The sequence below is a fragment of the Barnesiella viscericola DSM 18177 genome (genome assembly GCF_000512915.1).
Classification (GTDB): domain Bacteria; phylum Bacteroidota; class Bacteroidia; order Bacteroidales; family Barnesiellaceae; genus Barnesiella; species Barnesiella viscericola.
The window spans coordinates 2,835,941-2,856,427 of the sequence record NZ_CP007034.1; the positions used below are offsets into that span (position 1 = coordinate 2,835,941).

The window sequence follows — 20,487 nt, forward strand, 5'->3', positions numbered from 1 at the left end:
ACTTGTTGATTATAAAGAGTATATGATTGCTGCCTAATGGGCTTTGGAAGCCTTTAGAAACAAATGATAAACACTCTTTATGTGTATGAATATTGTAAAAAGTATTGGGAAGAATTTTGAAATATGGAAAAATACGATTTCATAAAATTTATGCTAAGGAGCCGTAATCTATCTGTAAACGATAAAAAACGATTAATTCTGCTTGCAACTCGTGAGATAGAGAAGGTGGAGGAAGAATCTTCTGGTCCCGAAGAAGTGAAAAAGCCATTGCCTCTTAAAGACATATCTAAATCAGAAATAGTTTATTCTCCTAAAGATACGACTATGTTTTTGTCATTATTCAATGATCCTAATGGTTTTAAATTCCTAACTCATGATTTTGATCCAGATTCAGATATGGATTATGATAAATTATTAGTTCAAGTTCGTTTTAAGTTTAAAGAATCTGTTTCGAAGTATAGAATACCTAAGAGTCTTTATGCACTAATGTATACAATGATATATGGAGGGAAGAAAGATGGTAAAGAGAGGAAATGGAAAGATTGTGATGGTAATGAACATGTTGAAAACTATGCAAGCCCTACATGGGCAGATTGGGCTCATCAAAATCCAGGAGTACATTTATTGTCTAACGAGAAATTCTCTGATATTATTCTAAAATTCAGAAGTAGTATTAGGCTTGTAAAGCCGGTATTATTAGATATTATTAAAAGGCAGGAGGCCAAACATCCCAATTTAATAATACAATCAGTTGGCTTAGAAAAAGCTGATTTCTATACATATGTTTGGAATTTAGAAAATGGTATTAAGAGGATTCTTGATGATATGGTTCGTTATGCAGATAAAACACCTAACGTAAAGATTACTTTTGAGCGTAAATACAGTGATGATTTTTCTTCAAGAATCATTCGAATTATACAAGTTGATTCCATGTCTTCATCATTAGATGATGTGCTAAAAAGGTTTCATGGGCCAGATGATGCTGGTGCATTTCATGAAATAAAAAAAGTATTTGCAGGATATTGTAATTGGTCGGTTGAAGCCATGTGGGACGGAATGCCTAAGAGGTGGAATATTTTAACTGATTCTGATGTGCCAGAAGTAGAAGAAATATGCAATCCGAATATTCTTGGATTCACTCATATTCTAACTTATTTTACTAAATGAAAAAAATTATTCTAATAGACGATAATAATAAAAATCAGCGAGCGGTATATGGCGCTTCATTTGTTGATGAAGATTTCTATGCAGATGTTCTTTATCATGTTGAAAAGCTCAATTCACAGAGCGATTTATCTTTTCTGAATGATGCAGTTTGTGTGATGTTGCATGATTCGCTAGAAGATTATATTAATGGCGAATTTGTATTTTCTAGCCATAAAGCAAAAGAAAGAATAGAGGACTACATACAGGAAACTGGAGTCCCCTATGTGCTATTTAGTGATGGTCATTCTATTACAGCAGAGTGGCGTGAGGAGACTCCTAATGTTGTATATTCTATTAAGAAATCAGAATTCTATTTACATCTTAAGGATTTTATTTCTTATTTTAAGAAATGTGGTAACATAGATATGAGAATTATTGCTTATGGGAAGGATTTCCTGAGAGATCTGATTTGTAAATGGTGTCAGTTAATAATACATGACTTAAATGGTTTAACGACTAATGAATATATAGATATATCTTGTATTAATAAAAAGGCATTGCGTCAAGTTATAGGAAATTCTCAGCCCCAAATAGGTATTAGCTTTGATGAAATAATGTGTAAGATAGAAGATCAGGAAATTACTGTTGGCCAAATGCGCACCAATATAAATAGTATTATTAGTAGTGTTAAAAAGTATGGGAAAAATATTAATTCTTGGGAATAGCGATAATATCAATTGGAAAAATGGCTTATCCAATGCCATATGTATTCAAATGCCAGCACTTTCTTTAGGTGAAGATGGAGAAAGTAAGCTTTGTCAGTTTGTCATAGACAACGTTTCCGACGATATAATCGCATGTGCATTAGATGTTGACAGTATTTATAGTCCTGAATTGTGTTTGGCATTCGCTATGACTCTTCGACTTTCTATTTTTGAATTGAAGGGCGCTGCATTGATGCCTGTTCTATTTGTCTCAAATGCCACTCAAGACCTTTTCTATGGTTATAAATATTCTCCAATTATCTTAACTAGAAGCATTGCAGTTGAAATACCGGATAGAGCTGTTGCTGCATTGAGTGTGATGGAACCACTAAATTCTGTTGAATATAAGACCTTATTCCTTGATTTAATTAAGGTTCTTCCTAATGCCACAGAAGGAAGGCACTCGCTTGCAAATCAATGGGGAGCAGATGTCCTTCATAGAATTGTTTTAGGTCCCTCCACAGATAATTCCCTCATACAAAAGGCACGACGTTCGCTCTATTTTAGATATATATTATCTTTGACTTTGAAGGTTGATGATATTGAAGCCTTGGCAAAAGGACATGATACGATTAAATCTTTTGAAAGAATGGCTCCTATTGATGCTGAGGGGAAAAAAATCCTTTTGATTGATGATGAGGCAGACAAAGGATGGGAAGATGTCCTATGTCGTTTATTAAAGGGTGCAACTTTTAAAACTATCAGTGAACAGACTCAAGATTATAAGAGCCTTTCAGACAATGCTCGTAATGAAATAGAAAGAGGAAATTATGATTTAATTTTTCTTGACCTTCGCATGAATGGAGTCTCCGAGGAAAGTGTTTTGAATCCAGAAGATTTCTCTGGAATGAAAATACTGAGGGCTATTAAGAGTCTGAACAAAGGAACACAAGTTATCATGTTTACAGCATCAAATAAAGCATGGAATATGAAGGCGTTACTAGATTCAGGAGCTGATGGCTATTACATAAAGGAATCACCAGAGTATGTATTCCCGCATTCTTATTCAATGAGCAATGCTTGTGAACTTTTAGACTCAATAAAGAGATGCTTAAATAATGGGTATCTACGTGATATTTTTAGAAAAGTAAAAAAAATCAAAGAGCTTATTGAAGAAAACAAATATTTCTATGTCGATAAAGAGAATGATAAAACTCAAGAAATACTAAGTAGCATTGATATTGCATTTGACTTACTTTCTAAAAGCAACAACAATTCGGAGTATAGATCATATGCATATCTGCAACTTTTTTTAGTAATAGAAGAATATGTAAAATTGTCTTCTGTTTTTTGTGAAATGTATGATTCTCTTTATTTATGTAGGGATAATAATGCACAATATTGCATACTGAAAGATAAAGAAGTTAAGGGAAAATCGTTTAGCTACAATTCTGTTATAACAATGAAGAGTGGTACTGGACATTTTGTTTTAGAAAAAGGTATTTATGAAAGTCGTTTTCTTGAAACAAATTTCCTAGTTTCTTCATTGCTTATATTTAAATTCAGTGAGGAAAATTCGTCAGTTTATCAATGGACAAAGATTTATAAGGTACGTAATTATGCTGCACATCCTAAAGATGCAATTATTACAGAAGAAGATTTTCATCGTATACTTACGTTTATGCTGTACTTCTTTGACCCTCAAAATGTAAAATGGAGAGATCCATTGCAGGCATTTCCCCGTTTGAGCATGGCAGATCAACTTGAACAACTAAAAAATAAGTTTAATAGGCGATAGATTTATGGCTCTCTTTTATCCTACCATAGATAAGATTAAGCAATTTAAGGTCCAGCCAACAGATGGAGAATGGGCTTTACTTGATTTCCTTGAGACGGCTCTTGATGATTCTTTTGAAGTGTATTTTAATCCTTTCCTCAATGGAGACCGTCCTGATGTACTTATTATGAGGAAAGACTATGGTGTTATGGTAATTGAGGTTAAAGACTGGGACTTGGATAACTTTGAACTTAGCGAAAAGAAAAAATGGGTCTACATCCCCAATGGTTCTGTTGTTAAATCTCCGATAAATCAGGTCCTCAAATATAAGAATAATTTGTTCGATTTACATGTTCCAGAGCTTCTTCAAGTCAAGATTAAGGATTTTCGTAGTTTTAATATCGTATCTTGTGCTGTATATTTTCATTGTGCAAATCAGGCATCTATAAAAAAAATGCTTGTTACCCCATTTAAAGAAGATAAGAAATATCAGACCTTTTTGAAATATAATATTGACTTTCTTGGTCGAGACTCATTAAATACAGATGATTTTTATTCGTTGTTACGTAAAAGGTATATAATTGCTAGTCAACCATCCCGTTTTTTTACTGATGCTGTTTATAATAATTTTAAAAGAATATTATCACCAGCTATTCACCTACAGTCTCAAGGTGAAGTTTATTCTTATTCGGAGAAACAGAAAGAAATCATTTACTCTACAACATTGGAGCAAAGAGTTCGTGGTGTTTTTGGCTCTGGTAAAACAACGGTACTTGCAGCTAGAGCAGTGCAGGCTTATAAACGAGCATTGACTCGAAATAACAATCCTCGCATTCTGATTCTAACATTCAATATCACACTTAAGAACTTTATTCATGATAAGATGAATAGAGTTAATGAAACATTTCCGATTGAGAATTTCATTATTATAAACTATCATCAGTTTATAAATGCAGAACTAAATAACTTGAATGTAGAAGTCGATATACCCGAAGGATTGGCCGATATTTCTGAATATCTTGAAACTAACTATTATGGAAATATTCAGTTATTTGAAAAACACAAATCTGAAATTGTAAAATATGATGCAGTTTTGATTGATGAGATTCAAGACTATCATCGTGTATGGATGGACATTATAAAGAATTATTTTCGTGATCCAGAAGGAGATTATGTTTTGTTTGGAGATGTAAAGCAGAATATTTACGGTCTGGCAACGATGAATAAAGATGTTGTTACAAATGTAAAAGGGGTAAATGAATTAAAGTATTGTTTTCGCTCAGATTTTAAAGTACGCGATTTGGCTCAATCTTTTCAACGTAATATTTTTGTAGGCAAATATGACATTGATGATTTCTCCGAGAATGGTAAATATACATTCTTTGGTCAAGAAGAAGAGAAAGAAGGTTATATTAATTATATGTATTTACAGAAAACTAATCCGGTATCAGCTCTATATAATATAATTCGAGGTAATATTTTAAACAAAAATATGAATATATCTCCTAATGATATTACGATTCTAGGATATACGACTAACCTTTTACGTTTTTTTGATTTATATTATCGCTATTCTAGTAGAGAAAGGACAAATTCAATGCTCGAAACAATAGAAACGATGTATATGACTCATTTGAATTATATTGGAAAGAATAATGATAATAATCCAAACTCAAATTGGTTTAATAGTATTACTGATCATCTTAAAAAGAAACTTTTCCCTAATAGGAAACAACTATTTGATAATGATATTATAAAGCTTAGACAACATATAGCCATACTTTTTTCTATATTTGATTTATATAAAAATTTTAGAAATTTATTTGATGCTAAACTTGATGAAGAATGCAAAAAATGTGGTATTACATTGAATGCTTTTATTGCATACAGAGAATACTATAAAGAGGATCTTGACAAATTCATTAATGATGTTTACTCTGATAACTACAAATATATTAGAGACAATAAAAAACTTCATTTCTGGATGAATAGTGGTACGATAAAAATTTCTACTATAAACTCATTTAAAGGGTGGGAAAGTGAGGTCGTGTTTTTGATAATAGAGCCTAAATATGAAACTTCAACCTTATTTAATATGTCGTTTGACGAGTTGCTATATACGGGACTTACCAGATGTAAGCGTAACCTGATAATAATAAATTTTGGTAATGAAGAGTATGATTTGAAAATGCGTCCACTAATAGCTCAATTTAAGTAAAAGAGATAGATATGCCAGCTAATAAAAATGCCATGACTCGTTATAAAATATTAGACGAGCTGCTGAGTAGTCGTTATCACAATTATTCACTAGATGATTTAACAGAAGAAGTGAGTAAACGTTTAGCAGATATGTATCCAGATACAAATGGAGTGGTTCGTAGAACAATAGAAAAAGATATATACTATTTAGAGTATGAGGGGCCATTTATGGTCGAAATTGAAAGATATACTGTACCTGGGTATAATAAGAAGAAACAGAAATCTTTTGTAAAACAGTGCTTACGATATGCAAATCCATCTTTCTCTATTTTCAAGAAAGATTTGACAGATGATGAAGAGTATTTGTTAAGTGAAGTTTTAACAATGTTGGGGCAGTTTGAAGGGTTACCAAACTTAGATGCACTTGAAGGGCTAAGACTTGGTTTTAGGAAAAGTTGTAAAAAAATTATTTCTCTGACTAAGAATCCATTGGAGAATTCAAATCTTTTTGGGGAACTATTTACGGCTATTTCTCGACATCAAGTAATAGAACTTCATTACCATAGATTCTCTGACTGTGATACCATATTTTCTTTGAATGTACATCCGTATCTCCTTAAAGAATACAATCGAAGATGGTATCTTTTTGCCGCTGCTGAAATAGATGAAAAACTACTCTGTTTTAGTTTAGACAGAATAGATAAAATTCTTCCATTACCGTCTCATAAATATGTGGAGTATGAAGGAGATATTAATGAACATTTTGATGATATTATAGGTGTAACATTGTATTCGGATTCTCCAATTTATAATATATATTTTTGGGTGAGTGATTACTCCATGGAATATGTTGCAACAAAACCTCTTCATGAGTCTCAAAAAAATATTCGAGGGGAACAAGAATCTATACTTCGGAAAAAATATTCATCCTTAGCAGGAGGAAGAATATTTCGGATTGACTGTAAGTTTAATTATGAACTTATAAGGGAGTTAGCTTCTTTTGGTAAAGAGCTCATTGTTCTTGAACCATCAAGAATACAGAGTGAAGTGTATTCTAGAATATCAGAAATGTATGAAAGATACAAATGTATATTGGAAAAATGTTTATATAACTAAAACCTTATCTAACATCATGCAGTAATGTTTTTTAGGCTGTAAAAAAATTCTTAGCTCCTATAACAAGATAAAGAATCCAGAAATATAGACAGGAAAATGTAATAAACGTGTGATATTTACAAGTTCCTTTTTAGTTATTCAGATAGAAATTCATATCTCTGTGTTAATATTGTAATATATTATTTATCAATAACCTTCGAAAGGCTACATACGTGGTGAGCTTCATGTCAACAGATTGCGCCTAACTCTTCATCAACCGACGCCAATTTATTCTAAAGAGTCTGGAGCGCCATCTAATGGTCGGTTGAGGTTTTCCAATACTTTTCCTTTCTACAGAAGCTATGTGGCTGGCAATGATTCCCGGATTACTTCCATTTTCTACGGCTTGGCGAAGCAGGTGTGCAACCTCTCTCTTATCGGTATATTGAGCCGGGCGGAATTCACTAACCTTTCTCAGTACATAGGAAATATTGCTGGTGTAGCCTACAAATGTGTTGTCGGCCCAATAGGTCACATTCTTGAGTGTACAGTGACCGGCGAAAAGAATCACATTGAATATGGGTAAGTGAGCCAATTGCTCCGACTGCTCTCGAAGAGCTCTTATGTGCCCGGCATTTTGCATAATCGGGTTATAGAAGCGATACTTTTCTTTTCCATAATTCAGAAGTTGAGTCCAATATCGCTGTTTTTCATTGCCGAATAGCCAGCCACTATAATCTTTTACCTCTATGGCGATTAATCCTTGCGGTGTGGCGACCACAACATCTATTTGAGAGAACTCTCCATTTCTCTTTCGTAGGTAAAGATCATGAAATATAGCTTTGGGATGCACACCCTGCCGCAGCATTCTGACTACCAGACGGCGTTCTGCTCTCGTCCCGCGATCGGGAGAAGAGACGGAGCATAGTAATTTCATATTTTGCTGGTGGTACGAATATGAAATTACAATACAACCAAGTATCAGTATGACGACTATATATTCCATAACATAAAGGATTAATTTATTCTTTGTGCAAGATTCTCATGACTGTATTGATCGGCTGCAAGTTCGGTTGCGCATAATTGGTAAAAGTTTTCATCAGATGGATGAATATTATATACCTGGATATGAGGATTTACACTCTTAAATTCTAATATATGTGTTTTGATTTCTTCAGAACATTTGTAGCCCAAATATATTTTAGTAATCATGAATGGTTGAATATCAATAAACACAGCTTTATGAGTAGTTAAAGATTCGTCAAACCAAATTATTCTCCACTCTTTTTCATGTGCATAATCCCATGATTTTGTCAGTAAGCCACTTCCGACAATTCCCCTTTCTGCTGTATATTCTTTCTGATATTTAACTTTATCCATTAAAGCAAATGGATTGCTGAAATCTAGTTTGGAGAAGTCATATTCAATGCAAATTCCTTTATGAAAATCGCCATAATATGACCATTTTGATGCATTTGTATAATATTTGTCTTCATTATTTTCAACTATGCCAAAACACCCGACACGCAAACCATTGAACAAATCAATGTCTTTTATGCCATTTTGGGGATTTGTTGCAATAGGACAATCCATTGGATCGTTAAAATCAGATGGATGTTTAAGCATGATTTTATTCAAGATTGAATCAATGTTATCCATCTTCACCCCTACAAATTTATAAAATCTATGAGCTCTATATTGGTTTCGTCTACTGCCTTCTATATGTTTTTTAATACTTTCTGTAAAATAATATCTTGATCCTCCGATATTTAAAGCACTGTGTAAAAACGCTTTGAAAAAGTAACAATGAGCTAGATCACAAAGAGATTCTTTTTCCCTATCAAAGTAGAAAATGGCTTGATTAATCCAATCAAGTGCAACTTGCATATTGGTGCAATAAGTTTCTTGTGCATTAGACAAGCAAATTTTGCCATTATCCTTATTGGTATTATTCCAATTTAGTTCTTTCATATTCTTTGCAAATAATTGGGTATTAGTGGTTGATAGTCTACGATTAGATTCTTTATTGTAGGCGGTATAGAACGGACATCTTACTAATTTATTCCGATGACCATTTGATCGTTTTATTCAGCTTTACCAAGACTACAAAAAGGAAGCTTATGGTTTAATGCAAATATATATAATTCAAACATAAAAGTTCGATGGAAACGAATGTTTTCTGAAGTGAATCATATTATCAACATAAAGATTTTCTGATTGATTGCATTGGATGTTTCGTGGGAATAAGAGAGCAGATTATAATCGTAATAGATACGGATAATTGCCACAACACATTCCCCTTGTATATTTTATTTCCCTCCCTGCGAAGGTAGTCCCGTGTCCAATGTACCCGGACAAGGTCAGGCCCCTGCGGGGTTGGTTGAAAGAAAATCATCCTCGCCGGTGGCTGCGGTATTTTCTTTCGCCAAACCTTGCAGGTACGGCCACGGGACAGTCAGGCAGGCGAGAAATAAAAAATACCGGCTCCCGGAGCCGGACGTGTTTAACAGATAAAATACAATGAGTCATGAAAATCCTGAATGAAGAACATTTCCAGAATGTAAAACGCTATGCCGAATCCATCGGTGACACCTCACTCCAGAACTGTCTGGACCGACTGAAGAGCTGGGAAGACAATCCCGACCATCCAAGCGAGATTTCGCTCTACTATGACCATGCTCCTTATTCGTTCGGTTTCACACAACGCTATCCCGACGGAAGCATCGGCATTGTAGGCGGGCTGCTCTATCACGGCATACCGGACCGCTCTTTTGCCGTAACGCTGCAACCGTTCCACGGGTGGCAGATGCATACCTGAAAAACTACAGACAATCATAGTATTAACTTTATAAAATTCAAGATTATGGAAGCATTAGCAGTATTGGAAAAACAACAACAGTTTGATTTTCAGAACAACGGAATCGAAGTAATGAATTTCGAGACACTCCAACGTACCTACAAGGAGAATGATATCTACGGCAAGCCTGTCCAGGGCATCTATCATTACCAGGTCCTGCAGCGTATGATGGGCATTTGCGAGAAGTATAATCTCGATTACGAGGTGGAGGAAATCTTCGCCGCCCAGAACAGGAACAAAACACAACCGGGGGTGAGTATTCTCCCACAGGTGGAACAGACACATGGCGAAAAGGCAGTGGAAGCTCACATCCTCCGACGCATCTTCGCTACCATCCGTATCAAGGACTGGGAAACGGACGAGCTGACGACTACGCTGGTTGTTGCCTACCATCAGGACGGTATACAGGCGGCTATCGGCCCATGCGTGAAGATATGCCATAACCAGTGTATCCTCTCGCCGGAAAGGAGCATCTGCAACTACGGAAAAAACAAGGTGACAACGGAAGGGGTATTCGAGACGGTGGACGGATGGCTGGCAAACTTCGAGGTGAATATGAACGAGGACATCGCAAGGATTCAGCGACTGAAACGCAGAATCGTCTCCCCGGAGGAAGTGTATATGTATATCGGGCTGCTGACGGCCCTGCGTGTCTCCCATGACAGTTCGGACAGGAGCCTGTCATCATCCGTGGAAACTTACCCGCTGAACCAGAGCCAGATTTCCATCTTCACGGAAGAGGTGTTGAAACTGGTTCGCGAAAAGGGACAGATTACCGCATGGGACTTATATAATGTAACGTGAGTTCGATATAAAGATTGAAATTATCAGTTTGAAAATTAGGAACATAGCGATAAAAGCATTAAATTTATAGTGCTCAATTATAACATTTAAGCGACTACCACTATGTTCTCAGAGGCTAAAGTTACGGAGATTTTTTGTATGGCGGATGATTTTTGCAAGGAATTTGCCAAAACACAGGAAAAATATATGGTTGAAGACAAGAATCATAAGCATCGGAATAAGCCGAACCGGATGAGTGATGCGGAAATCATGGTCATCCTAGTCCTGTTCCACTCGGGAGGCTTCAGATGTTTCAAGCATTACTACAAAGAATATGTATGCAAACATCTGACGCATCTCTTTCCCAGACGTGTGTCCTATAACCGTTTTGTAGAACTGGAAAAGGAAGTCCTGCTGCAGCTGACCATTTTCATCAAGGAAGTCCTGTTGGGTACTTGTACCGGTATCAGCTTTGTGGATTCCACACCGCTGCGTGTATGCCGAAACCAACGCATATTGATTCACAAGACTTTTAAGGGTCTCGCCGAACGTGGAAAATGCTCCATGGGATGGTTCTTCGGGTTTAAGCTTCACCTGATCATCAACGATAAGGGTGAAATTCTCAATTTCATGTTTACTCCGGGAAATGTGGATGACCGTGAACCGCTGAAACAGACAAAGTTCCTGAAGAACATCAAGGGCAAACTGTGTGCGGACAAGGGGTATATCGGGCAAACCTTGTTCGAGAACCTATTTCTTAACGGCATACAGTTGATAACCAAAGTGAAGAACAACATGAAGAACTCCCTGATGAGCATAGCGGACAAAATCCTGCTGAGAAAACGTGCTTTGATTGAAACAGTCAATGACGAGTTAAAGAACATCGCCCAGATTGAACACTCCAGACACCGTTCCTTCAATAACTTTATTGCCAACTCGCTCTCTGCCATAGCTGCATACTGCTTCTTTGAAAAGAAGCCCGCCATTGACGTACGTTTTGTCAAAGACGGACAACTCACGATGTTTTAATTTAGGTGATTATTTACGACAATACCCTAAATGAGGTTATCTGATTTATAATAACTGAAATCTTAAACTTTGATAAAAAGCGCAATATTACCAACTATTATACGTTATATTCGCAAAGTTATAAAAGAAAAGCTACTGTCATAGTGCCAAAATGACAGTAGCTTTGATAAGAACTCATGACCTTGTTGCAGCAAGGTTGGAGTAGGAACATTAATAATTATGGTGCTGGTACTAAAAGGTTTTCATCAACAAAGAAGTAGTCAGTTCTTTGGTTGCAACTACTGCATAATGGTATAATATACATCTTATGCGTATAATCGGAAACCTTTTGTACATGGCATCCATCAAAATCTTTTTTGTAACAAGCATTTTTACAATCTCCTGCAGGACAATTATACTTTGTATTGGCATCAAGTTTAATTCCACTTTTACCTTCCCAGTATCCTATCCACGTGCTATAAGGATATGGAGGTTGTAAGTCAGCTGTATTTGAAGCATTTTTAACTAATATACTCATATACAATTTGTTGTTAAGTTAAACATGTTTATTCCCCTTTTATTCGGAGGATGAAGCTCCGCCATCTTAATCGTCAGGAAGATTGGTTGAAAACTGCCGTTGTGTTCAGAATTGAACTTTTAGGCTCAACGGTATGCCGATGGCACTAAATTAAAATTAACAAAAAACGTGCCAAAAATATTAAAAGATTGAGATTATAGGATTTCAAAGTTTACATATATAAATCAAAATGAAACTATGAACAGAACTACAATTTCAATCGAAGTACAAGATGAAGGTGATAAGGAAGCTACTATCATTGTCAGAGGAGAAAGAAACAGTCAGATAATGTTTGAAGAGGCTTTTTCTTATAACGGAGAAGAAGCATTCATTACGGCTTTATCTTTTAAAAGAACGATTTATTAAAACATACCCTCTCCTTGGCGAAAGTTTAGGTATTCTTTGTCTTAGCAAGCTATTCAATGATATTACGATACGGAGTAGAATGAAAGCTAATCCCGATTATAGAAATAGAAAGAAATGAGAAAAATTAGTAAAGTCAGAGGCAGAAAGAGCATTATTGGTTACAAGTAAATCCGTTTGAAGATGACTACCCATTCTAAACCACGTTCAGTTTGTTCTGGGCATTCAGCAACTTTATACTCGATAAAATTTCTCTTCATAGGCAACACCTCCTTTCCTTGGTATTCTTTTGGAAGAAAAATCGGGGTTGTATGGGAGAATGCCTCTGACTTTTTATACAAAACTTTTTAAATCAAAGATTATGTTAGATTCATTAGAATTACATGGGCGTAAGGAAATAGAAGATTTTTTCCGAAACGAGCCTGAAGGTTGTAGGCTTGATGAGTTGGTAAACTTCCTATTATCACAACCCGATGGTTTTACTCTTGGACTTCCCTCTCATTATGTTTTTGACGGTCATGAGGTAGTTGTTCATCGTAAAACACGGGAAGTAGTGATTTTCCACACTTGATACAACTAAAATAGCCTATTTCAATAATTCTGGGTGGAAAGAAATGATTATCTGTTCCGCAATAAGGACATTTTACAATAACTTCATTCATAACTATCAGCTTTATTTCTACAAAGATACGGATATTATTCCTATCTTTGCAAAGTCCCATTGGACAAACTTTTTAATAAAATAAGGAAGTGCCTTATACTCGTTGAAATCGCCAAATTATCAAGAAGTATATACGAGGCACAGAGGACAGCTCATATCTTGTGGGTTGCCTTACTGTGTGTATATACAGGTGTTTGGCGATACCTAACGAGTATGCACGGGGGCAGCCCATTTCCTTTAACAACTAACATTGTTAAATTTCTCCTATGGTTGCCGTGGAGAACTCGTTAAAATTCGCCATTATGAAAAAGATTTTCTGTTCCTTAATGTTAATCTTCTGCATTAACATCGTGGCTTCCTCGCAGGTCATAGAAGAACCTATCCCGAAGTTTGCCGAAAAGTTATTAACCCTCAATAAAGCATCGTCTGAGAATAATATCACTAATCATGGTTTTAGGGTGCTTACTTCCGACGAACTTATATCTTTAGGTTACGATGAAGAAAGCCTTGGAAATCTTATTGTAGGTATTGGAGATAGCAGAATAACCTGTAAGATTCAAACTAATCTTACTGGACGATACGTTGAGAAAGTTATCGTTGGTGGAGTTCGCTACCTAAATGCCCGATATATGGCAGATGAGTACCTAACTGCAGGATATACTATGGATAAAGAAAAGAGTAGAGGAAATGAAATGATATTTGTGAAGCAAACGGATAAATACAATTATTTTGCTTTTATAGAATTTATAGTCAATCCTAATATGTGTATGGCTAATGCTACATTCAAAAGAGTGGCAAGAAAATAGTTAAGAGAAGGCAGGATTATTTCTTGCCTTTCTTTTTCTTCTTAATATCGTATTTCAGAGCCTTCTGCATGAGAGCAGAAAAATCCACTGGAACTTCTGCTTGCTTCTTCAATTCTTTAGCAGGTAGAAGTTCAATAGCCATTGCCTTTTCCATGTCTTCTATTGTTACTTGCTTCTTCTTGCTCATTTTATCAGACGTTGAAACGTGATGCGATAATTTGAGTTACAAAGTAACCAATCAAATCGTGAAACGTCATCAAAATCTCTCGTATTATAGCGAAAGCAGAACTCATTAACATATCGTTGAAGATGTTTCTTGCTTGTGTGGTTATATATTCCCGTCAAGCCACGTTTCAGAATGCTCCAAAATCCTTCAATGTTGTTGGTATAAGCATCTTCATCAACGTATTGCCCATGTCCGTGATCAACGATGTAATGCTCATAAAGTTTGCTAATGGTTTTGTATCCGCACCATTCATCTGAGAATAACGTTGCTGTTCTTTTTACCGTTTTTAGGATAGGTACAGTCAATGATTTATAAGAAGTGTCACGGACTACCTTACAAACCAGTTTTCCTCCACGCTGAAGCATACCCATTACTGGAACTTTATCTTTAAAACTCCTACCTTGGCTATTCTTTACCCTCTTGCTACAATGCCGGTTTTTGTTCTTACCCCCAACAAAAGTTTCGTCTAATTCAACTTCTCCATCAAGTTTCTCTTCCAAAATAATACCAAAACATTCACGGATACGATGATTCATAAACCACGCAGTTTTATAAGTCACGGATATTCTTTTGGATAGTTCAATAGATGAAATACCTTTCTTGCGTGATGTAATTTCATAGATAGCTACAAACCATTTTCTCAAAGGGACTTTTGAACCTTCAAACAACGTCCCAATTCTTACGTTGAAATTCTTACCAGTATTTTTGCAACGGTACATTCCATCGCCACGGTTATATACTTTAGACGTGGGGTCATATGGAGAAACAGGAATACCGTTTGCCCAACGTTGTTGCTCAAGATATTTAATGCAGCTTTCCTCCGTAGGGAATGACTCCAAAAGGTCATACAAGGAGTTGAATTTACCAATATTCATATTACCCAACAATAGTGTGTTTGGTATATATAACTTTGGTTAGAAAATTTGCTTGGGGAACAGTTATCTGTGGATAGCAGGTATAAGAAAAAGAAGCGTTCAGATATGGACTAATTATTTAAAGATACGTTCATAAACAGCTATCCAAGCCAGACCTTTGCCATATACATAGCCTAAATAGCTGCCACGGTATTCCAACCAATAATTCATTATGATGTATTTATGAAATTGCCCATATTTGAACGCTTCTTCTTTTATACCTTATAACAGGTTGCAATGAAAATTCAATGCAAAAGGAGAAGAATTTTTCAACATATAATAGAAATACCGCCCAAAACTTCTGTTCTGAACGGTATTATTAGCAAAGTTAGTTAGGGTATTGTCGTAAATAATCACCTTAATTTATATCGAACTCACGTTATTATACAGTCCGATAGTTTACCCAAGTATCCCGATTGCTCTTGATTTGTCAAGTTATAGTTTTTGTCGTTTTAATATTCAAAGTGTTTTGCCCATGGAAGTTACGAAAAGAGTGTAATTTATTGGAAATGAGCGTAGGTTAATTGCTCTTGATAGTAATAGGTTACGATTTAGTTAGTTATCTACTGCATTATCCTTCTGCGCGTTGCGTAACCTTCAAAGAACTCTTCGTATGCAAAAGTAGCTATTTAATTCGAGATTTTGATATAAACTCCCGTTTTTTATCCCCTCATTCATAAGAATTTTCCGTAAAAGCGGTATTGTCCGTCGGCACACCATTGCCCAAAACGAGTTTGGAACAAACGTGTGCCGACTACCGCATAGCTGGAGAAAAGGGCATTGCCTCACGCCTAAACGATGTTTAGACAGATGAAGCAATGCCCCTTTCTTTTGCGCCTATGCCAAGAGGTGCTTTTACGGGTTTTCAAATGATTTTTCTTTTTTCGCTGTCTCTTTTGCCGGAAGCGGAAAGTGAATGCAGAGTGTGTCAGCCTGCCCCATGAATGAAACAGGCGCCCACACACAGCCGGACAAACCGGGAAGAATGATTGTTGCCACCCGGCTGAACAAGTTCCGTCGGATCGGAAACAATCATACTTCCTTTGTTGTGGTTTGCCCTTTTCACGCTTCCGGTGATGTCTTTTTCCTTTTGGTGATTCTTTTTTTTACGGATTTTCCCCTGAAGTTTTTTTCTACACAATCTGCCTCTGTTTTCGTTTACCTCCATTTTGCGCCTTTCAGTAAGCCGCATCAGTCAGTCATTTTCGTTCTGGGCGCAAAGGTAATTCCGGGATTGGACGGGAAAGCAAGGTCAAGCCTCCTGTTTTCGGTAAAAATCTCCAGCCCTGCGGGTAGTATTTTGACCGAAAAACCTTGCATTCCCTAATCCCTACCTTTTCAAGCACCCGAAACGAAAACGACCGATGCGACAGAAAGACGCATAAAAAAAATGTCGGATAAACGAGAGGCAGATAAGATAGTTTGAAACTCAACTCCCTCAGCTCTTGAATCCGCATTAAAAACAAAAAAATCAAAAACAGCGAAGATATGACGGCAACGGCAAATTTCAGACAAATGGCGCAACACATCGGGTTGGCGATATGCGGCTTGATGATGCGCACCGCCTTCGGGGTGTTCGGCATCCTTTGGGGCATCATCAGAGAGATTGTAAACGGAGTGTTCCGAGTGGCGATAGGTGTAATCGTGGCTATCCTTTCCACCATTGCCTTCTTTGGCTTCATCCTTTGGTTATTCACCCTTTAACCCTTACCGACATGGCAAAAAGAAACAGCAAGACGGCAGCGCAGCAGTGCAGATATTACGAGGTGGACAACATCTTCGTGTATATGGTGGAAACGTACATCAACGGCAATTTTGAAACTTTCCGAAGATTGTACCACGAACTGAACAAGGACGCACGGAGGGATTTCATGGACTTCCTTCTCAGCGAGGTAGAGCCGACCTATTGGAGAGAGATACTGAAACAGATAATCTAAAAATGACAGCGATATGAAAGGAACAGACCATTTCAAGAGAACGATATATATGTACTTGGAACAGCGTGCGGAGGAAGATGCGCTATTTGCAAAGAAGTACCGCAACCCTGCCAAGAACATGGACGAGTGCGTGACCCACATTCTGAACTATGTGCAGAAAAGCGGTTGCAACGGTTTCACGGACGGAGAGATATTCGGGCAAGCCATCCACTACTATGAGGAAAACGAGATAGAGGTGGGCAAACCGATGGACTGCCAAGTGGTTGTGAACCACGTTGTGAAACTCACGGCAGAGGAAAAGGCGGAGGCACGTCAGAACGCTGTCCGCAAATACCAAGAGGAGGAACTCCGCAAGTTGCAGAACCGCCACAGACCGTCAGCGAGAAAAGAAAACCAACCCCAACCCTCATTATTTGATTTAGGCTTATGAAACCGAAGACCAAGATACAGAAAGAGGTGGCAAGACTTTCCGCCAACCTTCGCCCCATATCAGCGACACAAATAGATTGGGCATACCGCCACTGCGTTGAGCATATCGGCTACCGCACCAAGAAAGGGAACATCACCTGTTCCGACTGCGGTCACGAGTGGCACAGCGACAGCGGACTATGCGACACCCTTGAAGGCTGCACCTGCCCCAAATGCCATGCCGAACTCAAAGTGCAGGACACACGCAGACGCATCTACAAGGAAACGCAGAATTTCAGCGTGATAACCACCTGCAAAGGGTATCAGGTAATCCGCGTGGCGCAGGTCAGATGCGAGAGCAGGAAAGGCGAACCGATGCGTTTCTACTGCCACGAGGTCGTGCAGCGTTGGATTTCACCCGACGGCAAGGTTACGGACATGGCGTTGCTCCGTGGCTTCCTTTTCTGCTATTGCGATGTGTGGGCATTAGGCAGCGATATGGAGGTAAGACCGCACAACAGCCTATACGATGATGTGGTGGCAAGAAGCTGTGCATATCCAAAGATGAGGATATTGCCCCAACTCAGACGTAACGGCTTCAAGGGCGATTTCCACGGCATCTCCCCCGTGCGTCTTTTCAAAGCCTTGCTTTCAGACCCAAGAATTGAAACCCTTATGAAAGGCGGTGAGATTGAGGTCATGAAACACTTTCTTTTCAATACCCGTACTGCCGATGAATGTTGGGCATCATATCTGATTGCCAAGCGTCACAAGTATCAGATAGACAACCTCTCAATGTGGTGCGACTATCTGCGTATGCTCAAAAAACTCGGTCAAGACCTCCGTAACCCGAAGAACATCTGTCCCGAAGATTTCATGGCGGCACACGACAACGCAACCCGAAAAATTGAAGCCATACACGAGAAGGAAAGAGCCGCAGAGCAACGCCGTTGGGAGATTGAAAGGCGTGAGCGTGAGCAACAGCGACAACTCCAACGAAAGAAAGATGCGGAGGATTTCATCGCCAACAAATCCAAATTCTTCGGCTTGGTAATCACGGACGAGGAAATAATCGTCAAGGTGCTTGAAAGCATAGACGAGTATTACAACGAGGGCAAGACGCAGGGCATCTGCGTGTTTGGCAGTGGATACTACAAGAAAGCCGACACCCTCATACTATCGGCAAGGATTGGCGATGAGATTATTGAAACCGTAGAGGTGGACTTGCGAACCCTCGAAGTGGTGCAGTGCCACGGCAAGCACAACCAGGACACCGAATATCACGAGCGCATCATAGACCTTGTGAACAAGAACGCCAACCTTATCCGTGAGCGGATGAAAGCGGCATAGCATAACCCCTAAAACAACATTGATATGGAAGTAAGAATTGAAAGTATGATTTGTGTGTGGGATGATGCAATCCCCACGATGTTCCTTGAATTTGTGAACCTCCTCACTCTCACAACGAGTGAGGGGGAATTGAGAAAGAGCGTAAAGGAGTTTGCCGAGAAGCACGAACTTGACAAGTTTTTCCTTTACGGCTTCGGCTCACACCATTTCTACCTGCACCAACGCTACACAAGCAACCCCGAAATGGTGATGAAGAACAGAGTTCTGTCAGTACATTTTTAACCATCTAAAAAGCAACATTATGACAACACGAATGACCATCAACGGAGTAAGCACCTGCGCGGAAGCAGGTACGGAGAAATACGAGCGTTTCCAATCGGGTATCGGAAGACGCAGGCGGACACTTGTGCAGTACGACTACCGCCACCCCATAGACAGAGAATTGTTCTCTTGTGTCAAACCCACGTTGGACGAGTGCCGAGCCGCACGGGACAAGTGGCTGAACGCAAAGAAGGGAAAGGAGGACAGACTATGAACACGACCTATCAAACGCTGATAGTCAAGTTCAGCGAACCTATCACGGCATTGGACGGTATCTTTGACGATACCGGAGCGTGGGGAACGGACACCCTCAAGGGGTGGATAGATGATTACGAAAGCACACGTTTCACCGCCACCGACAGCCATACGGCAGTCATCACGAGCGAGTACAATATGGAATGTGTGAAAGAGTGGCTACAACGGCAGACCCCCATTTCCGAAATGCGAGAATTTTGAACGGGATGGCGGTGTCCGCACCGCCAATACTTAAAACCCTAAAAACAAAAGATATGATAGCCAAGACGATATTACAGCAGATAGGCGGAAAACGCTTCACCGCCATGACAGGTAGCCGTGATTTCATAGATATGGGCAACGGCTTACGGATGAGCCTTGCAAGGAACAAAACAAGTGCCAACCGCCTTGACATCATCTATGACGAAGGGGCAGACCTCTACAATATGCGCTTCTACCGCAGGACGTTCAGCAAAAAGACCTTTGAGTGCAAGACAAAGGACATTGCCGTACACGAGGGTATCTATTTTGATATGCTGGAGGAAATGTTCACGATGGTGACGGGACTTTACACACGCTTTTGAGTGGCGGGGCGGCGAGAGCCGCCCTACTTTCTTTCAGTGAGCATGATGGCGGACAAAGAAAGTAGCAAAGAAACCTTTGTCCAATCTGCGATAACTAAAAAATCCGCAAGTAAAACTTGCGGAGGCTATATATTGGGTCGTTATTTTTTGGTGGAGGGGAATGATAATCTCGAACCGTTGAACTACACATTTCTGCTTCGTCTCCATTTCCCCCAACGATTTGATACGTTCAATCATTTTTGTTGTTGAAATCGTGGAGAAGTGAATAGACAGTATTACCCGACAGAGCAACTATGACAACGTAACGCCTTTACAAAAAAGTCGGTACACGAAACCCATAGACTAATTGTCTTGACCTAAAAGAGATTGGAATTTTCAGGACTGCCTATCACTTAGATAGAAGTCCAAGGTCTGCTGAAATACATAATTCAAAAATTGAAATTGCTTGACTGCAAATTTAGTAACTTTGCTTGACAAATTAACGAGAAAGAAGAGAAAATGAAAACCGACCGCATAATCGAGTAGACGGCTCCGCCA

The 20,487-nt window shown here is 38.4% G+C and carries 25 protein-coding genes and 1 pseudogene; 20 read left to right on the plus strand and 6 right to left on the minus strand.

Annotation, left to right across the window (positions count from 1 at the left end):
- Positions 1-123 precede the first annotated feature (123 nt).
- From BARVI_RS11795 to BARVI_RS11815, 5 genes are read left to right on the plus strand one after another with little or no spacing between them, the layout of a single operon-like run.
- The gene (locus tag BARVI_RS11795) at positions 124-1,167 is read left to right on the plus strand and encodes a hypothetical protein (RefSeq protein ID WP_025279434.1); all 1,044 of its coding nucleotides are present in this window, start codon (positions 124-126) and stop codon (positions 1,165-1,167) included.
- Positions 1,164-1,871: a hypothetical protein gene (locus tag BARVI_RS11800; RefSeq protein ID WP_025279435.1), complete on the plus strand. Its 708-nt coding sequence runs from the start codon at positions 1,164-1,166 to the stop codon at positions 1,869-1,871. Before BARVI_RS11795 ends, BARVI_RS11800 begins: the two co-directional genes overlap by 4 nt.
- Positions 1,843-3,648, plus strand: a complete 1,806-nt coding sequence (locus BARVI_RS11805; protein ID WP_084547057.1) for a response regulator — start codon at positions 1,843-1,845, stop codon at positions 3,646-3,648. The genes BARVI_RS11800 and BARVI_RS11805 overlap by 29 nt, the downstream gene beginning before the upstream one ends.
- 4 nt (positions 3,649-3,652) lie before the next feature.
- On the plus strand, positions 3,653-5,845 hold the full coding sequence (locus tag BARVI_RS11810) for a nuclease-related domain-containing DEAD/DEAH box helicase (protein WP_025279437.1): 2,193 nt from the start codon (positions 3,653-3,655) through the stop codon (positions 5,843-5,845).
- An 11-nt stretch (positions 5,846-5,856) separates the two neighbouring features.
- Positions 5,857-6,942, plus strand: a complete 1,086-nt coding sequence (locus tag BARVI_RS11815; RefSeq protein ID WP_025279438.1) for a helix-turn-helix transcriptional regulator — start codon at positions 5,857-5,859, stop codon at positions 6,940-6,942.
- A 241-nt stretch (positions 6,943-7,183) separates the two neighbouring features.
- On the opposite strand, the gene BARVI_RS11820 is transcribed toward BARVI_RS11815, so the two are convergent.
- Complete coding sequence (locus tag BARVI_RS11820; RefSeq protein ID WP_025279439.1) at positions 7,184-7,927, minus strand: nuclease-related domain-containing protein; 744 nt, start codon at positions 7,925-7,927, stop codon at positions 7,184-7,186.
- Positions 7,928-7,938: 11 nt separating this feature from the next.
- Complete coding sequence (locus BARVI_RS11825) at positions 7,939-8,892, minus strand: DUF2971 domain-containing protein (RefSeq protein WP_025279440.1); 954 nt, start codon at positions 8,890-8,892, stop codon at positions 7,939-7,941.
- A 556-nt stretch (positions 8,893-9,448) separates the two neighbouring features.
- Here BARVI_RS11825 and BARVI_RS11830 point away from each other — a divergent pair.
- The 3 genes and pseudogenes from BARVI_RS11830 (at position 9,449) to BARVI_RS11840 (ending at position 11,590) form a co-directional block, all read left to right on the plus strand.
- Positions 9,449-9,739: a DUF4120 family protein gene (locus tag BARVI_RS11830; protein WP_025279441.1), complete on the plus strand. Its 291-nt coding sequence runs from the start codon at positions 9,449-9,451 to the stop codon at positions 9,737-9,739.
- A gap of 45 nt (positions 9,740-9,784) precedes the next feature.
- Positions 9,785-10,576 (plus strand): annotated as a pseudogene (locus tag BARVI_RS11835) (DUF932 domain-containing protein); the annotation flags it as partial.
- A gap of 108 nt (positions 10,577-10,684) precedes the next feature.
- The gene (locus BARVI_RS11840; RefSeq protein WP_025277710.1) at positions 10,685-11,590 is read left to right on the plus strand and encodes an IS982 family transposase; all 906 of its coding nucleotides are present in this window, start codon (positions 10,685-10,687) and stop codon (positions 11,588-11,590) included.
- Positions 11,591-11,807: 217 nt separating this feature from the next.
- On the opposite strand, the gene BARVI_RS13425 is transcribed toward BARVI_RS11840, so the two are convergent.
- Positions 11,808-12,107, minus strand: a complete 300-nt coding sequence (locus BARVI_RS13425) for a hypothetical protein (protein ID WP_157232595.1) — start codon at positions 12,105-12,107, stop codon at positions 11,808-11,810.
- A 237-nt stretch (positions 12,108-12,344) separates the two neighbouring features.
- On the opposite strand from BARVI_RS13425, the gene BARVI_RS13545 reads away from it, so the two are divergent.
- The 3 genes from BARVI_RS13545 to BARVI_RS11860 all read left to right on the plus strand — a co-directional run bounded on the left by BARVI_RS13545 (position 12,345) and on the right by BARVI_RS11860 (position 13,976).
- On the plus strand, positions 12,345-12,512 hold the full coding sequence (locus BARVI_RS13545) for a hypothetical protein (RefSeq protein WP_232213983.1): 168 nt from the start codon (positions 12,345-12,347) through the stop codon (positions 12,510-12,512).
- 358 nt (positions 12,513-12,870) lie between these two features.
- Positions 12,871-13,080 carry a hypothetical protein gene (locus tag BARVI_RS11855; protein ID WP_157232596.1) on the plus strand — a complete coding sequence of 70 codons (210 nt, stop codon included), beginning with the start codon at positions 12,871-12,873 and terminating at the stop codon, positions 13,078-13,080.
- 392 nt (positions 13,081-13,472) lie between these two features.
- Complete coding sequence (locus BARVI_RS11860; RefSeq protein WP_157232597.1) at positions 13,473-13,976, plus strand: hypothetical protein; 504 nt, start codon at positions 13,473-13,475, stop codon at positions 13,974-13,976.
- Positions 13,977-13,992: 16 nt separating this feature from the next.
- Here the strand turns inward: BARVI_RS11860 and BARVI_RS13430 are convergent, their stop codons facing one another.
- The gene (locus BARVI_RS13430) at positions 13,993-14,163 is read right to left on the minus strand and encodes a hypothetical protein (RefSeq protein WP_157232598.1); all 171 of its coding nucleotides are present in this window, start codon (positions 14,161-14,163) and stop codon (positions 13,993-13,995) included.
- Positions 14,160-15,077 carry an IS1595 family transposase gene (locus BARVI_RS11865; RefSeq protein ID WP_025279446.1) on the minus strand — a complete coding sequence of 306 codons (918 nt, stop codon included), beginning with the start codon at positions 15,075-15,077 and terminating at the stop codon, positions 14,160-14,162. Before BARVI_RS11865 ends, BARVI_RS13430 begins: the two co-directional genes overlap by 4 nt.
- A gap of 979 nt (positions 15,078-16,056) precedes the next feature.
- Between BARVI_RS11865 and BARVI_RS13435 the strand changes: the two genes are divergently transcribed.
- The 9 genes from BARVI_RS13435 to BARVI_RS11910 all read left to right on the plus strand — a co-directional run bounded on the left by BARVI_RS13435 (position 16,057) and on the right by BARVI_RS11910 (position 19,950).
- A complete protein-coding gene (locus tag BARVI_RS13435) occupies positions 16,057-16,443 on the plus strand; it encodes a hypothetical protein (protein ID WP_009126113.1) in 387 nt (128 codons plus the stop codon).
- 161 nt (positions 16,444-16,604) lie between these two features.
- Positions 16,605-16,820, plus strand: a complete 216-nt coding sequence (locus tag BARVI_RS11875) for a hypothetical protein (protein WP_004291535.1) — start codon at positions 16,605-16,607, stop codon at positions 16,818-16,820.
- 11 nt (positions 16,821-16,831) lie between these two features.
- On the plus strand, positions 16,832-17,053 hold the full coding sequence (locus BARVI_RS11880) for a hypothetical protein (RefSeq protein WP_004291534.1): 222 nt from the start codon (positions 16,832-16,834) through the stop codon (positions 17,051-17,053).
- Positions 17,054-17,066: 13 nt separating this feature from the next.
- Positions 17,067-17,483 (plus strand): PcfK-like family protein, encoded by a 417-nt coding sequence (locus BARVI_RS11885; protein WP_004291533.1) that lies wholly within the window; start codon positions 17,067-17,069, stop codon positions 17,481-17,483.
- Positions 17,480-18,811 carry a PcfJ domain-containing protein gene (locus BARVI_RS11890; protein ID WP_004291532.1) on the plus strand — a complete coding sequence of 444 codons (1,332 nt, stop codon included), beginning with the start codon at positions 17,480-17,482 and terminating at the stop codon, positions 18,809-18,811. Before BARVI_RS11885 ends, BARVI_RS11890 begins: the two co-directional genes overlap by 4 nt.
- A 24-nt stretch (positions 18,812-18,835) precedes the next feature.
- The gene (locus tag BARVI_RS11895) at positions 18,836-19,093 is read left to right on the plus strand and encodes a hypothetical protein (protein WP_004291531.1); all 258 of its coding nucleotides are present in this window, start codon (positions 18,836-18,838) and stop codon (positions 19,091-19,093) included.
- A gap of 19 nt (positions 19,094-19,112) precedes the next feature.
- Positions 19,113-19,346 (plus strand): DUF3873 domain-containing protein, encoded by a 234-nt coding sequence (locus tag BARVI_RS11900; RefSeq protein WP_004304291.1) that lies wholly within the window; start codon positions 19,113-19,115, stop codon positions 19,344-19,346.
- Complete coding sequence (locus BARVI_RS11905; protein ID WP_004291529.1) at positions 19,343-19,588, plus strand: DUF6956 domain-containing protein; 246 nt, start codon at positions 19,343-19,345, stop codon at positions 19,586-19,588. Before BARVI_RS11900 ends, BARVI_RS11905 begins: the two co-directional genes overlap by 4 nt.
- A 53-nt stretch (positions 19,589-19,641) precedes the next feature.
- Positions 19,642-19,950, plus strand: coding sequence for a hypothetical protein (locus BARVI_RS11910; protein ID WP_004304290.1), 309 nt, complete (start codon positions 19,642-19,644; stop codon positions 19,948-19,950).
- A 33-nt stretch (positions 19,951-19,983) separates the two neighbouring features.
- Here BARVI_RS11910 and BARVI_RS13625 read toward each other — a convergent pair whose 3' ends face one another.
- Complete coding sequence (locus BARVI_RS13625; RefSeq protein ID WP_004316914.1) at positions 19,984-20,187, minus strand: hypothetical protein; 204 nt, start codon at positions 20,185-20,187, stop codon at positions 19,984-19,986.
- Positions 20,188-20,487: the final 300 nt, after the last annotated feature.

Coding starts and splice junctions, on each gene's coding strand:
- BARVI_RS11810 (WP_025279437.1), top strand. CDS start 3,653: ATGGCTCTCTTTTATCCTACCATAGATAAGATTAAGCAATTTAAGGTC.
- BARVI_RS11900 (WP_004304291.1), top strand. CDS start 19,113: ATGACAACACGAATGACCATCAACGGAGTAAGCACCTGCGCGGAAGCA.
- BARVI_RS13425 (WP_157232595.1), bottom strand. CDS start 12,107: ATGAGTATATTAGTTAAAAATGCTTCAAATACAGCTGACTTACAACCT.
- BARVI_RS11865 (WP_025279446.1), bottom strand. CDS start 15,077: ATGAATATTGGTAAATTCAACTCCTTGTATGACCTTTTGGAGTCATTC.
- BARVI_RS11855 (WP_157232596.1), top strand. CDS start 12,871: ATGTTAGATTCATTAGAATTACATGGGCGTAAGGAAATAGAAGATTTT.
- BARVI_RS11840 (WP_025277710.1), top strand. CDS start 10,685: ATGTTCTCAGAGGCTAAAGTTACGGAGATTTTTTGTATGGCGGATGAT.
- BARVI_RS11830 (WP_025279441.1), top strand. CDS start 9,449: ATGAAAATCCTGAATGAAGAACATTTCCAGAATGTAAAACGCTATGCC.
- BARVI_RS13430 (WP_157232598.1), bottom strand. CDS start 14,163: ATGAGCAAGAAGAAGCAAGTAACAATAGAAGACATGGAAAAGGCAATG.
- BARVI_RS11885 (WP_004291533.1), top strand. CDS start 17,067: ATGAAAGGAACAGACCATTTCAAGAGAACGATATATATGTACTTGGAA.
- BARVI_RS11890 (WP_004291532.1), top strand. CDS start 17,480: ATGAAACCGAAGACCAAGATACAGAAAGAGGTGGCAAGACTTTCCGCC.
- BARVI_RS11880 (WP_004291534.1), top strand. CDS start 16,832: ATGGCAAAAAGAAACAGCAAGACGGCAGCGCAGCAGTGCAGATATTAC.
- BARVI_RS11820 (WP_025279439.1), bottom strand. CDS start 7,927: ATGGAATATATAGTCGTCATACTGATACTTGGTTGTATTGTAATTTCA.
- BARVI_RS11860 (WP_157232597.1), top strand. CDS start 13,473: ATGAAAAAGATTTTCTGTTCCTTAATGTTAATCTTCTGCATTAACATC.
- BARVI_RS11825 (WP_025279440.1), bottom strand. CDS start 8,892: ATGAAAGAACTAAATTGGAATAATACCAATAAGGATAATGGCAAAATT.
- BARVI_RS11800 (WP_025279435.1), top strand. CDS start 1,164: ATGAAAAAAATTATTCTAATAGACGATAATAATAAAAATCAGCGAGCG.
- BARVI_RS13625 (WP_004316914.1), bottom strand. CDS start 20,187: ATGATTGAACGTATCAAATCGTTGGGGGAAATGGAGACGAAGCAGAAA.
- BARVI_RS11805 (WP_084547057.1), top strand. CDS start 1,843: ATGGGAAAAATATTAATTCTTGGGAATAGCGATAATATCAATTGGAAA.
- BARVI_RS11905 (WP_004291529.1), top strand. CDS start 19,343: ATGAACACGACCTATCAAACGCTGATAGTCAAGTTCAGCGAACCTATC.
- BARVI_RS13435 (WP_009126113.1), top strand. CDS start 16,057: ATGAATGAAACAGGCGCCCACACACAGCCGGACAAACCGGGAAGAATG.
- BARVI_RS11795 (WP_025279434.1), top strand. CDS start 124: ATGGAAAAATACGATTTCATAAAATTTATGCTAAGGAGCCGTAATCTA.
- BARVI_RS11815 (WP_025279438.1), top strand. CDS start 5,857: ATGCCAGCTAATAAAAATGCCATGACTCGTTATAAAATATTAGACGAG.
- BARVI_RS13545 (WP_232213983.1), top strand. CDS start 12,345: ATGAACAGAACTACAATTTCAATCGAAGTACAAGATGAAGGTGATAAG.
- BARVI_RS11875 (WP_004291535.1), top strand. CDS start 16,605: ATGACGGCAACGGCAAATTTCAGACAAATGGCGCAACACATCGGGTTG.
- BARVI_RS11910 (WP_004304290.1), top strand. CDS start 19,642: ATGATAGCCAAGACGATATTACAGCAGATAGGCGGAAAACGCTTCACC.
- BARVI_RS11895 (WP_004291531.1), top strand. CDS start 18,836: ATGGAAGTAAGAATTGAAAGTATGATTTGTGTGTGGGATGATGCAATC.